Below are 12,381 nucleotides of genomic sequence, written 5' to 3' on the forward strand. Positions count from 1 at the left end.
GGGTGCCGGGCTCGCCCGGACGGGGTCGGCGGACGACGCGCACCGGGCCGGCGCGGGCGGCGGCGACACACGGGCATCCGGGTGGTGACAGGTCGCGCGTCCGCGACTACGGTAGGGGTTCACAAGGCGACCACGGTCCGCCCTTGGCCGGGAGGACCGGGACAAGGAGGTCAGGGATGGAAACGAACATCGTCGGTGTGGGAGTGAGCATCAGCGATCGGTTCCGGACGGTCGTCGAGGAGAAGACGGCCCGGATCGCGACCCTCGCGACCAAGGCCCAACGCCTCGACGTCAAGGTCACCCATCGGTCCTATCGGAACGGCCGGGTCGAGGACGAGACCGTCGAGCTCACCCTGGTCGGGCGCGGACCGGTGATCCGCGCCGAGGCGCGAGACGGCGACAAGTTCGCCGCGTTGGACATGGCGATCGACAAGCTCATGGAGCAGGTCCGCCGGGCCAAGGAGAAGCGCGTGGACGGCCGCAACCACCCGAGGGGAGCGCACTTCGAGAAGGGCAGCGGAGAGCTGACCGGCATCGACGTCCGCCCCGCGCCCGCCGATGTGCTGCACGCCGTCGCGACGGGCGAGATCCCCATCGCGGGAGACGACGAGGAGAACTACTCCCCGGTGGTCATCCGCACCAAGAACTTCGACGCCGAGTGGATGACGGTCGAGGAGGCCGTGGATCGGATGGAGCTCGTCGGGCACGACTTCTTCCTGTTCGTCGATGCCCGCACCGATCACCCCAGCGTCGTCTACCGGCGCAAGGGCTGGGACTACGGCGTCATCTCGCTGACGACCCAGGCGGCTCCGGCCGAGGAGCTCGCCTCCTGACGCACGGCCGCTCGCACGATGCGTCCCGGGGCGCGGTGCCCCGGGCCGCATCGTGCGTCGGGTACCTGCGCGAGTTCAGGCGAACGCGCGAGTTCAGGCTCCCCGTGCGCGTGGCCGCCTGAATCCGCGCGTCCGCCTGATCTCGCCTGTGGCGGCGGATCGGTTCCGCGCGGTCAGGACGTGGCGAGCGCGGCGAGCTTGCGCCATGCGAGGGTCGCGAGAGCGGCCGCCTGGTCGCCCAGGACCGCGTCGTCGAACAGCACTCGCGGAGAGTGGTTGAACTCCGCTGTCTCCACGTCGACCTCCGGGGGCGTGGTGGCGAGCATGACGAAGGTCCCGGGCACCTCGTTCAGCACGAACGAGAAGTCCTCGGACCCCATGCCGGGGGTGGGCATCGTCTGCACGCGCTGCGCGCCGAACTCCTCGCCCAGCCATACGAGCGCCTCGTCGGTCGCCGCGGCGTCGTTGATCGTGACCGGGTACATCACTTCGAAGTCGACCTCCGCCGTCTGCCCGTGCGCGGCGGCGATGTGCTCGGCCAAGCGCGGCGCCTCCTCCTGCAGACGCGACAGCGACTCCGCCGACAGCGTCCGCACCGTCGCGCGCAGCGTCGCCGTCTCCGGGATCACGTTCACGGCGTCACTCGCCTCCAGCTGCGTGACGGACAGGATGATCGGGTCGAACGCGTTGAACCGGCGGGTCACGAAGGTCTGCAGCGCCAGGATGATCTCGGCGGCGACGGGGACCGGGTCGAGCACCTGGTGCGGCTGGGAGCCGTGTCCTCCGCGCCCCCGTACGGTGACGGTGAGCTGATTCGATCCCGCGGCGACCGCTCCGGCGCGGGTGACGAAGAGTCCCCGCGGCCCGGGGGCGACATGGATGCCGTACGCGGCGACGGGCGTGCTGCCCGAGGCGCCGAGGAGGCCCTCTTCGAGCATGATCTTGGCCCCGCCGTACCCCTCCTCGCCGGGCTGGAACATGAACACCACGTCTCCGGGGAGCTGTTCGCGGTGCGCCGCGAGAAGACGCGCGGCGCCCACGAGCCCCGCGGTGTGCAGGTCGTGCCCGCACGCGTGCATCCGCCCGTTGGTCGCCGCGTAGTCGAGGCCGGTCTGCTCGACGACCGGGAGGGCGTCCATGTCGCCGCGCAGGAGCACGGTGGGACCCGGACGCCCGCCACGGAGGACCGCCACGATCGAGCTCAGCCGCTCACCGAGGGCGATCTCCAGCCCGAGCGGCTCGAGATCGCGCAGCACCCGTCGCTGGGTCTCGGGCAGTTCCAGGCCGAGCTCGGGATGCGCATGCAGGTCCCGTCGCAGGGTCTGCAGGTCGGGAAGGATGTCGGCGGCCTCGGCGGCGAAGGCGGGGATGGTCATGTCGGTCTCCTCGGAGGTCGGGTCAGTGGGCGGAGGCGGGCGTCGTCGCCGGAACGGGGGAGCGCTCTTCGCGCGGAAGGAATATCAGGGCCACGAAACACACCACGAAGGCCGCGCCGCTGAACACCCAGATGGCGATGTAGCCCTCGACGGACGCGTACGCGGTGCCGGCGACCACAGCCGCCCCCAGCAGCGCGGCGAAGATCGCTCCGGCCAGCGATCCGCCGAGCGTGCGCAGGGAGTTGTACACGCCCGCGGCGATGCCGGTCGCGTCGGCCGGGGCGAGCTCGGCCAGGCGTGCCGGCAAGGCGCCCAGCAGCAGCCCGTAGCCGAGGCCCTGCACGATCGCGGCGACGAGGTAGCCGCCCAGCGACGTGTGCAGCGGGATGACCAGCAGGTTCCCGACGGCGGACAGAGCCGCCCCGGACAGCAGGACGGTACGGATCCCGATCCGCGCGGCCAGCAGGCTGAAGAGCGCCGCGCCGACGGTCGCCAGGATCGTCACGGAGCCCACTACCAGGGAGATCAGCCCGGGAGTCGCCGCGAAGCCGTAGCCCTCGACGTCGGGGCGGGATCCGAGGAAGGTCGACATCGGGGCCTGCCCTCCGAACATGACCATTCCGAAGCACAGGGCGGCCAGGTAGATGGGTCCCACGCGCCGGGAGACGACCAGCCGGACGTCGACGGCGGGTGTCGGGGTCCGAAGCTCCCACATCACCCACAGCGCGAAGGCGAGGACGGCGACCCCGAGAGCGACGAGCGTCGGAGCGCTGAGGAACCCGCCCGAACCGGCGAAGCGCAGTCCGATGAGCGCCGCGATCATGAAGACCGCGATGCCGGCGAAGCCGAGGTAGTCGATGCGTGTGCTCGTCCGGTTCGCGGATTCGGGGACCTTGAAGAACACGGCGTAAGCGGAGATGAGCACGAGGACCACCGGGGCGAGCATCGTGACGGAGATGTTCGGCGAGATCGCCGAGATCCCGCCGGCGGCGAAGGTCCCGAGGATCGCCCCTCCCGTGAGGAAGGTCACCAGCAGGCCGATGGCCTTGCGTGCCTGGTCTCCGGTGATGCGGTTGTGCACGAGGGCGATCTCCAGCGGCAGCCATACGGCGAGCGGCCCGACCAGGAGCCGGCCGGCGAGAACCACGGGATAGCTCGGCACCAGGGCGGTGATCAGCGTGCCGATGAGCACGGAGACGATCGCGATGCGCAGGATCCGACGGTGTCCGAAGATGTCCCCGAGCTTGGAGAGCAGCGGCACGCAGACCGCGGCCGCCAGCGTCTGCAGCGTCAGGAACCAGGTGATGTCGGCGTCGGAGACGCCGAGGTGGAGAGCGAAGTCCTTCAGCAGCGGCGGATAGAACCCCTGCGTGAAGCCGCTGGCGAGTTCGCAGAAGATGAGGAAGCCCACGACGCTGCGGGCGCGGGAACCGGCGATGGGAAGGCCGGTCGTCTGAGGTGTGTTCACGGGGATCGGGTCTCCGGGTCGGCCTGGAGCGGCGGAGTGCGGATGAGCGCGTCGATGACCCCGCGGTAGTCGTCGGGGGAGACGCGGTGGCCCTTGACCGTCTGGTGGTACAGCGTGAGGCCGGCGATGGCGTCGAGGATGATGTCCCGCGCCGTGTTCGAGGGAAGCTCCCCGCGGGCGATGGCCCGGTCGAGGATCAGGACACCGGCGTCACGCCGGTGGGACAGGAAGCCCTCCCAGATCAGGGGGAAGACCTCGGGGTCGAAGAGGACGAGCCCGATCATGCGGGAGGGCGACTGCGACTGCGTCCGCTGGTTCTGCATCGCGTGGCGGAGGAGGTCCTCGCGCACGGAACCGGTGTCGGGGATCTCGCCGAGCGCCGACACATGGATGACGGCCGCCGCGACGAGGGACGCCTTGTCGGGGTACCGGCGGTACACGGCCGACTTGCCGCAGCCGACGGCGCGCACGATCCGATCGATCCGGAGCCCGGCGTAGCCGTCCCTGGCGAGCTGGTCGCGGGTCTCGGTGAGGATCCGCTCCGTGAGCTCCTCGTCAGTGGGGCGCCCCATCGCGTCGCTGTTCTGCGGCATATCGGGAACTTACGGGACGAACCGTCCGTATGTCAACGAGATGTCGCCGGTGCAGGGCACGCGGCTCCCGCACGTGGCGCCCCTCGCCGAGCGAGGGGACGTCGTCACGGTGGTGGCCTCAGCCGGGACCGTCGCCCGGGAAGCGACGAGGCGGCAGCACGCCGGATCAGGCGAACGCGCGAGTTCAGGCGCCTGGCGGGCAGGATCGCCTGAGCCCGCGCGTTCGCCTGATCTCGTGTGGTGAGGGGTGCAGCGCGGGGGTCTCCATCGACGCAGGCACAGGAGATGTCACGGGAACATGCGAACGCGCGACACCAGGCAAACGCGCGAGTTCAGGCAGTAAGAGAGCAGGATCGCCTGATGTCGCGCGTTCGCCTGATCTCGCGTGAGCGGCGCGCGGGTAGCCCAGCGCAGTGCCTCAGTCGAAGATGCCGTCCAGGATGCTGCCGATGACGAGGCCCCCGAGGACGCCCGAGACGATGTCGCCGCCGCCGGGGCCGCGACGACCGCCGCCACCCCAGGAGTCACCGCCGCCCCAGCCCTGATCCGGGCGGGAGGAATCGATGTCGCGCTGCGCGAGCTGCAGTGCCTCGGCGGCGAGCTGGGCCACCCGGCGCGCGGCGGCGAGGGCCTGCTCGCGCGTGTCCTCCGCGGGAAGCAGCGCGGGAAGGTCGACGCGCAGCCGCTCTGCCTCGGCGAGCCGGGTGCGGGCGTCGGCGCCGATCCAGCCGCGGTGGCCCGCGATCAGCGAACGCGCCACGCCCAGCTGCCGGTCGGCGTCGTCGATGGCGTGCTGCACGTGCTCGACGGACGGCAACGGGTTCTCGGCTCGGTATCGCGCCTTGGCCACCGCCTCGTCCAGTGCCGTGTTCGCGGCGCGCAGCCGCGAGAGCTCGGCGAACGGATCCGAGCGCGTGCCGGCCGGGGGGAGGGCCGCCAGGGCCTGCTCCAGCGTCCGCAGCGCCTCTCCCACGGCGGGGACGGAGGCGACGGATCGGGCGGCGACGATGTCCTCGCGGGAGTCGATGACGACCTCGGCGAGGGTGGACTCCGCACGCAGCGCCTCGATCTCGAAGTCCTCGACGGCGTCGAGCAGCACGCCGGCACGGCGCACGGCCTCCGTCGCCGTCTCCAGCGCCAGCACGGCCTCCTCGTTCTGGCGTGCGGAGCGGCGGCGCTCGGACACGTCCGCGCCGTGCTGCGCGAAGGCGATCAGCTGCTCGGCCTCGTCGGCGCTGCGAGAGACCTGCAGCATCGCCTCGTCCGAGTACCGGCGGGTCAGTCGTTCGATCGTCTGACGGGCGTGCGGGAGGCGTTCGGCGAGGGCGGCGGCGTCCGTGCGCACCTGCGCGGTGATCTCCGGGGCGCGGCGCACGCGCGAGACGGACTCCGCGAGCGCGGAGGACTTCTCGTCGATGAGGTCCTCCGCCCACTCGCACAGCTGGACGATGCGCGCGTTGCGGGTGCGAAGCTCCTCGGCCGTGTCGGGGATCTCGTCGTGGTTGAGCTGATGCAGCTGGAACGCCTCGCGCATGTGCGATCGCACGGCGTCGAGCGCCTCGCGGAAGTCCTTGGTCAGCGACTCGCCCAGCTCGGCCACGGCGAAGGCGACCTCGTCGCCGGCCGTCCGGATCCGCTCGTCGGCGGAGACCAGCGCCTGCTCGGCGCGCCGAGCGAGATCGTCGTCCTGCGCCTGCAGCGCCTCCTGCTCACGTTTCCTCTTGCCCCAGAACCCGGCCATGAGTCGATCCTACGAGGTCCCGATATGTCGCGGCTGGGGTTCGGCTTCGCTGTGCGCGATCAGGCGGGCACCGCCGCCGGGGCCGATCGCGCGGGCCGGCCCCGCTTGGGTCGCTCGGTGGCGAGCTCCAGGGCCATCGCGTGGCGGGGATGGGCGGCGAGGCGCTGCTCGACGTGGTCGAGCCACCGCAGCTCCGCCTCGGCGGCGAAGATCATCGAGTCGAGCACGAGGGATCGGGCCAGCTCCTCCGGACCCCCCGGATCGGCTCCGGCGCGCGTCGCCTGCCGGAGGTCCTGCAGCCGGGCGGACGAGGCTTCGCGTTGGCGGCGGATGACCTCGGCGGCGTCCACGCCGGGGAGCGTGGCGGCCACGGAGAGTTTGATGGCGAGTTCGTCCCGGGTCGCCTGTTCGCGCAGGACCGGGGAGTCCAGCCAGGCGGCGACGTCCGCGGAGCCGGCCGGGGTGATCCGCCAGTACACGTGTCCCTGCTCGTCCGGCTCGCCGCGCGCGACGAGGCCGTCCCGCTCCAGGCGCTCCAGGGTGTTGTAGATCTGGCCGACGTTCAGGGGCCAGGCGGATCCCGTGCGCCGATCGAACTCCGCCCGCAGCTGGTACCCGTAGCAGGGGCCCTGGTCGAGGATCGCGAGGAGGCTCTGGCGGACCGACATCTGTCCCCTTTCCCGGAAACTGTTTCCGAGTATAGGGATGAGCGCTCGCGCGTCCGCACGTCGCGACCGGCGGCGTGTCCGGCGACGGATGTCCGCGGAGCGCGAAGTTCGGAGGCGATGCCAAGGTCACGCGCCGGTAACATGGGTGGATGTGCTCGGCGTGCCTCTGCGCGCCGTGCTTCATCCACCACAAGGAGAGACATCCGTGGCGAATCCTCTTGAGAAGCTGCTGCGCGCGGGCGAAGGCCGGACCCTGCGTCGTCTGGGTCAGGTCGTCAAGGCCGTGAACGCGCTCGAGGAGGACTTCGAGAAGATCAGCGACGAGGACCTCCGGGGCGAGACGGCGCTGCTGCGGGAGCGGTTCGAGAAGGGCGAGACCCTCGACCAGCTCATGCCGGAGGCGTTCGCGGCCGTCCGCGAGGCGGCCAAGCGGACCCTCGGCATGCGGGCGTACGACGTGCAGATCATGGGCGGGGCCGCCCTGCACGGCGGCAACATCGCCGAGATGAAGACCGGTGAGGGCAAGACGCTCGTCGCCACCTTCCCGAGCTACCTCAACGCGATCGCGGGACGCGGCGTGCACGTCATCACCGTGAACGACTTCCTCGCGTCGTACCAGTCCGAGCTGATGGGCCGCGTGTACCGCGCCCTCGGCATGACCACGGGCGTGATCGTCTCCGGGCAGACGCCGGACGTGCGGCGCGAGCAGTACGCCGCCGACATCACCTACGGCACGAACAACGAGTTCGGCTTCGACTACCTCCGCGACAACATGGCCTGGCGCAAGGAGGACCTCGTCCAGCGCGGTCACTTCTTCGCGATCGTCGACGAGGTCGACTCGATCCTCATCGACGAGGCCCGGACGCCGCTCATCATCTCGGGCCCGTCGTCGGGGGAGGCCAACCGCTGGTTCACCGAGTTCGCGAAGATCGCGAAGACCCTCGAGGCCGGCGAGGACTACGAGGTCGACGAGAAGAAGCGCACCGTCGGCGTGCTGGAGCCGGGCATCGAGAAGGTCGAGGACTACCTCGGCATCGACAACCTCTACGAGTCCGCGAACACCCCGCTCATCTCGTTCCTGAACAACTCGATCAAGGCGCTCGCCCTGTTCAAGCGCGACACCGACTACGTCGTGATGAACGACGAGGTCATGATCGTGGACGAGCACACCGGCCGCATCCTCGTGGGGCGCCGCTACAACGAGGGCATCCACCAGGCGATCGAGGCCAAGGAGGGCGTCCCGGTCAAGGCCGAGAACCAGACCCTGGCCACGGTGACGCTGCAGAACTACTTCCGCCTCTACGAGAAGCTCGCCGGCATGACCGGTACCGCCGACACCGAGGCGGCGGAGTTCATGTCCACGTACAAGCTGGGCGTCGTCCAGATCCCGACGAACAGGCCGATGATCCGCAAGGACAAGCCCGACCTCGTCTACAAGAACGAGACGGCCAAGTTCGCGCAGGTGGTGGAGGACATCGCGGAGCGCCATGCCAAGGGACAGCCGGTCCTGGTCGGCACGGTGAGCGTGGAGAAGAGCGAGTACCTGTCGCGGCTGCTGTCCAAGAAGGGCATCAAGCACGAGGTCCTCAACGCGAAGAACCACGCGCGCGAGGCGGAGATCGTGGCGCGTGCGGGACGCCTCGGCGCCGTCACCGTCGCCACGAACATGGCCGGACGAGGCACCGACATCATGCTCGGCGGCAACGCGGAGTTCCTCGCGGTGCAGGAGCTCAAGAGCAAGGGTCTCGACCCGGTCGAGACGCCGGAGGAGTACGAGGCCGCCTGGGACGAGGCGTACGAGGCCATGAAGGCCACGGTCGCCGAGGAGGGTGCGAAGGTCGCGGAGGCCGGTGGGCTGTACGTCCTCGGCACCGAGCGTCACGAGTCCCGCCGTATCGACAACCAGCTCCGCGGCCGGTCGGGTCGTCAGGGCGACCCCGGCGAGAGCCGCTTCTATCTCAGCCTCACCGACGACCTGATGCGGCTGTTCCAGTCGGGGGCGGCCGAGGCGATCCTCGCGCGCTCGAACTTCCCGGACGACCAGCCGATCGAGTCCGGTCTCGTCACCCGCGCGATCCGCAGCGCGCAGAGCCAGGTCGAGGCGCGCAACGCCGAGATGCGCAAGAACGTCCTGAAGTACGACGACGTGCTGAACCGACAGCGTGAGGCGATCTACGCCGACCGTCGGCACATCCTCGAGGGCGACGACATCGCGGACCGCGTCCGCCACTTCATCGAGGACGCGATCACGGCGGTCGTGGATGACCACACCGCCGAGGGCCACACCGAGAGCTGGGACTTCGACAGCCTGTGGACGGAGCTGAAGACGCTCTACCCGGTCGGCGTCACGATCGATGAGGTCGTCGCCGAGGCAGGCGGGCGCAAGGGCGGCATCAGCGCCGAGGGACTCAAGCGGGAGCTCCTCTCGGACGCCCTGATCGCGTACGAGCGTCGCGAGCGGACGCTCGGCGAGGCCGCCACGCGCGAGCTGGAGCGCCGGGTGGTGCTGCAGGTCCTCGACCGTCGCTGGCGCGACCACCTCTATGAGATGGACTACCTCAAGGACGGCATCGGCCTGCGCGCCATGGCGCAGCGCGACCCGCTGGTCGAATACCAGCGCGAGGGCTACGCGATGTTCCAGTCGATGATGGGCCAGATCAAGGAGGAGTCGGTCGGCTACCTCTACAACCTCGAGGTCGAGGTGCGCCGCGCCGGTGAGGAGGGCGTCGCCGAGGTTGAGGCGAAGGGTCTGGTGGGAGCCGGGTCCGAGCAGCGGCTAGAGTACTCGGCACCCAACGACGCCGGGGACGTGGAGGTCCGCAACGACCGGGGCCAGGTGCAGCAGGCGGCCACGGACCGCATGCGCCAGGCGGCCGCCCGTGCGGCCCAGGGCGGCGAGGAGGCCGAGGAGCCGGCCGCGCCGGCCGCGCGCGGCGCCTTCGGCCAGCGGGTCGAGCAGGACGCGCCCGCCGGGAACCGGGCCGAGCGGCGCGCCCAGGCGAAGAAGAAGTAGCGGGAGACGATACGACGGCCGGCCCCTCGGGGCCGGCCGTCGTCGTTCCGGGCGGGCGCTGCCGTCCGGAACGCCGCGGGAGTGGAAGAATGGCCCCCGTGACCACCGCCGACGACCGTGAGCTCGAGTCCACGCGGGTCGCGTCCTGGCTTCGGGACGCGATCCTCGACGGCGAGCGCGCCCCGGGAAGCCGACTCATCGAACGCGACCTCGCCGCTGAGATCGGCGTCAGCCGCGTGCCCGTGCGTGACGCGCTCAAGGAGCTGGACGCCGAGGGACTGGTGGAGCTGCGCCCGCGCACGTGGGCGGTCGTCCGCGAGTTCACGGATGCCGACATGACGGACCTCGACGAGGTGCGAGGGGTGCTCGAGCCCCTGGCGTTCCGTCTGGCTGCCGAACGCCACCGTCGCGAGGGGCTCGAGCGGCTGCACCGTTGCCTGACCGCCGAACAGCGTGCGGCGCGTGCGGGCGACGACGTCCTCGCCCGTCGCGCGGCGGCCGACTTCCACGAGATCGTCACCGACCTCAGTGAGAACGACCTGCTGCGGGCGATGATGCGCAGCATCCGCAGTCGGCTGCGGTGGGCGCTGTCCCAGCACAGCGACGTGCAGCACATGGGCGACGAGCACCTGGGGCTGTTCGACGCCGTGCGTCTCCGCGACGGCGACCGCGCCGCCGAGCTCGCGGCAGCGCACATCGCCAGTAGCCGCCGTGAGAGGGAAGCGCACGCGGCGGCGGTGCGCACCCGGGCGGAGAGCGTCGACCTGACCGAGGAGGCCCTCGCCGGGCGGTAGCCTTGGGCGATGACACCACGCCAGTTCGATCAGTCGTCCAAGCTGAAGCACGTCCTCTACGAGATCCGCGGCAACGCACTCATCGAGGCGGCGCGCTTGGAGGCAGAGGGCAACGCGGTGCTCAAGCTCAACACCGGCAACCCGGCGATCTTCGGGTTCGAGGCCCCGCCCCAGATCGTGCAGGACATGCTCGCGACCCTCCCGACCGCGCACGGCTACAGCGACAGCAAGGGGATCGTCTCCGCGCGCCGGGCGGTCGTCAGCCGATACGAGGAGGTCGACGGCTTCCCGCCGCTGGACCCGGACGACGTGTACCTCGGGAACGGGGTCTCCGAACTCATCACGATGACGATGCAGGCGCTCCTCGACGAGGGCGACGAAGTGCTCATCCCCGCGCCCGACTACCCGCTCTGGACGGCCATGACGAGCCTCGCCGGCGGTACCCCGGTGCACTACCTCTGCGACGAGGACAACGGCTGGAACCCGGATCTGGAGGACCTGCGCTCCAAGGTGACGCCGAAGACGAAGGCGCTCGTGATCATCAACCCGAACAACCCCACGGGTGCGGTGTACTCCCGTGAGGTGCTGGCCGGGATGGTGCAGATCGCGCGCGAGCACGGCCTCCTGCTGCTCTCCGACGAGATCTACGATCGCATCCTGTTCGACGACGCCGTGCACATCCCGACGGCGACGCTCGCGCCGGACCTGCTCTGCCTGACCTTCAACGGGCTGTCCAAGACCTATCGCGTGGCGGGGTACCGGTCGGGCTGGCTCGCGATCACAGGGCCCAAGGAGCACGCTCGCGGGTTCCTTGAGGGGATCACGCTCCTGGCGTCGACCCGGCTGTGCCCGAACGTGCCGGCGCAGCACGCCGTCCAGGCGGCGCTGTCCGGGGTGCAGTCGATCGAGGCTCTCATCGCGCCCAGCGGACGGCTGCACCAGCAGCGGGACGCGGCCTGGGAAGGCCTGGAGGCGATCCCGGGCGTCTCGTGCGTGAAACCGGCGGGCGCGCTGTACGCCTTCCCGCGTCTCGACCCGAACGTGCACGAGATCCACGACGACGCCAAGCTCATCTACGACCTGCTCGTCGCCGAGCGCATCCTGCTGGTGCAGGGGACCGGGTTCAACTGGCCCACCCCGGACCACCTCCGGGTCGTGACCCTGCCCGAGCCGCGGGTGATCACCGAGGCCATCGAGCGCCTGGGCAACTTCCTCTCCAGCTACCGCCAGTAGGTCTGCACTCATCGAAGAGCGTCCGGCCGCCGCCCGTTCCGTCGGCGGCGGCCGGACGCGCTGGCGGGGGAGGGAGGAAGCGGCGCGTCCGCGCGTTCCAGGGACGCCGCGACGCGGCGTATCGCGGCGGCGAAGGCGGAGCGCGGCGCGACGTCGGAGACCGGCCGCGCGTGCAGGAGTGCGGCGTCCGGCCCCTTCGGATCCGCCGGCAGGAACTGTACGTCGGAGATTCCGGAGAACCGGTCGAGCGCCCGCCGGACCTGTCCCCGGGCGTCGATTCCGAGCGGACCGGGACGCAGCCGGTTGACCAGGACCGAGATGCGCGCGTCGGCAGCGTGCGCGCGGACCTCGGGATAGTCCCGGACGAACCGGGCGACGCCGAGCGGGTCCGCCGCGGCAACCGCCAGGACATGGTCCGCCTCGTCGAGGACGGTCCGTGTCGCGGCGTTGCGCGAGGGGATGCTCAGGTCGCTCAGGAGCTCTTCGTCCGCCTCCAGCCCCGCGGCGACGTCGACGATCGTGGTGTCGGCCCATGCCCGGCAGGCCGTGAGCGTCGCCCGGAGCCGATCCGTGGAGAGCTCGGGCCAGCGGGACGGTCGGTTCAGGCCCGCGAGGACGTCGAGCGTTCCGCCCGCCGTCTCGACCGGACGGGCCAGTCGGCT

The 12,381-nt window shown here is 70.8% G+C and carries 10 protein-coding genes; 4 read left to right on the plus strand and 6 right to left on the minus strand.

The annotated features are described in order from the left end of the window. The first annotated feature begins 176 nt into the window (after positions 1-176). The gene (gene hpf, locus MR1_RS16585) at positions 177-833 is read left to right on the plus strand and encodes a ribosome hibernation-promoting factor, HPF/YfiA family (RefSeq protein WP_067249527.1); all 657 of its coding nucleotides are present in this window, start codon (positions 177-179) and stop codon (positions 831-833) included. 173 nt (positions 834-1,006) lie between these two features. On the opposite strand, the gene MR1_RS16590 is transcribed toward hpf, so the two are convergent. The 5 genes from MR1_RS16590 to MR1_RS16610 form a co-directional block, all read right to left on the minus strand. Further along, entirely contained in the window at positions 1,007-2,209 is a 1,203-nt protein-coding gene (locus MR1_RS16590) for a M20 metallopeptidase family protein (RefSeq protein WP_067249530.1), read from the minus strand. A gap of 22 nt (positions 2,210-2,231) precedes the next feature. Next, positions 2,232-3,677, minus strand: coding sequence for an MFS transporter (locus MR1_RS16595; RefSeq protein ID WP_067249532.1), 1,446 nt, complete (start codon positions 3,675-3,677; stop codon positions 2,232-2,234). Beyond that, entirely contained in the window at positions 3,674-4,270 is a 597-nt protein-coding gene (locus tag MR1_RS16600) for a TetR/AcrR family transcriptional regulator (protein WP_067249536.1), read from the minus strand. The genes MR1_RS16595 and MR1_RS16600 overlap by 4 nt, the downstream gene beginning before the upstream one ends. A gap of 418 nt (positions 4,271-4,688) precedes the next feature. Beyond that, positions 4,689-6,011, minus strand: a complete 1,323-nt coding sequence (locus MR1_RS16605) for a coiled-coil domain-containing protein (protein ID WP_067249538.1) — start codon at positions 6,009-6,011, stop codon at positions 4,689-4,691. A 59-nt stretch (positions 6,012-6,070) separates the two neighbouring features. Next, a complete protein-coding gene (locus MR1_RS16610) occupies positions 6,071-6,679 on the minus strand; it encodes a PadR family transcriptional regulator (protein ID WP_067249542.1) in 609 nt (202 codons plus the stop codon). 205 nt (positions 6,680-6,884) lie between these two features. On the opposite strand from MR1_RS16610, the gene secA reads away from it, so the two are divergent. The 3 genes from secA (at position 6,885) to MR1_RS16625 (ending at position 11,719) form a co-directional block, all read left to right on the plus strand. Next, the gene (secA, locus tag MR1_RS16615) at positions 6,885-9,692 is read left to right on the plus strand and encodes a preprotein translocase subunit SecA (RefSeq protein WP_067249546.1); all 2,808 of its coding nucleotides are present in this window, start codon (positions 6,885-6,887) and stop codon (positions 9,690-9,692) included. An 89-nt stretch (positions 9,693-9,781) separates the two neighbouring features. Continuing rightward, a complete protein-coding gene (locus tag MR1_RS16620; protein ID WP_067249549.1) occupies positions 9,782-10,486 on the plus strand; it encodes a GntR family transcriptional regulator in 705 nt (234 codons plus the stop codon). Positions 10,487-10,495: 9 nt separating this feature from the next. Continuing rightward, positions 10,496-11,719, plus strand: coding sequence for a pyridoxal phosphate-dependent aminotransferase (locus tag MR1_RS16625; RefSeq protein WP_067249552.1), 1,224 nt, complete (start codon positions 10,496-10,498; stop codon positions 11,717-11,719). Between the two features lie 8 nt (positions 11,720-11,727). Here MR1_RS16625 and MR1_RS20230 read toward each other — a convergent pair. Continuing rightward, the coding region (locus tag MR1_RS20230) for a MinD/ParA family ATP-binding protein (protein ID WP_409366273.1) at positions 11,728-12,381 on the minus strand (654 nt) is incomplete at its 5' end.

This window comes from Microbacterium resistens NBRC 103078, assembly GCF_001552355.1.
Lineage (GTDB): Bacteria > Actinomycetota > Actinomycetes > Actinomycetales > Microbacteriaceae > Microbacterium > Microbacterium resistens.

Excerpts from the sequence above, each read along its gene's own strand:
- MR1_RS16610 (WP_067249542.1), bottom strand. The coding sequence starts at position 6,679 with ATGTCGGTCCGCCAGAGCCTCCTCGCGATCCTCGACCAGGGCCCCTGC.
- MR1_RS16625 (WP_067249552.1), top strand. The coding sequence starts at position 10,496 with ATGACACCACGCCAGTTCGATCAGTCGTCCAAGCTGAAGCACGTCCTC.
- MR1_RS16590 (WP_067249530.1), bottom strand. The coding sequence starts at position 2,209 with ATGACCATCCCCGCCTTCGCCGCCGAGGCCGCCGACATCCTTCCCGAC.
- MR1_RS16600 (WP_067249536.1), bottom strand. The coding sequence starts at position 4,270 with ATGCCGCAGAACAGCGACGCGATGGGGCGCCCCACTGACGAGGAGCTC.
- MR1_RS16605 (WP_067249538.1), bottom strand. The coding sequence starts at position 6,011 with ATGGCCGGGTTCTGGGGCAAGAGGAAACGTGAGCAGGAGGCGCTGCAG.
- hpf (WP_067249527.1), top strand. The coding sequence starts at position 177 with ATGGAAACGAACATCGTCGGTGTGGGAGTGAGCATCAGCGATCGGTTC.
- MR1_RS16620 (WP_067249549.1), top strand. The coding sequence starts at position 9,782 with ATGGCCCCCGTGACCACCGCCGACGACCGTGAGCTCGAGTCCACGCGG.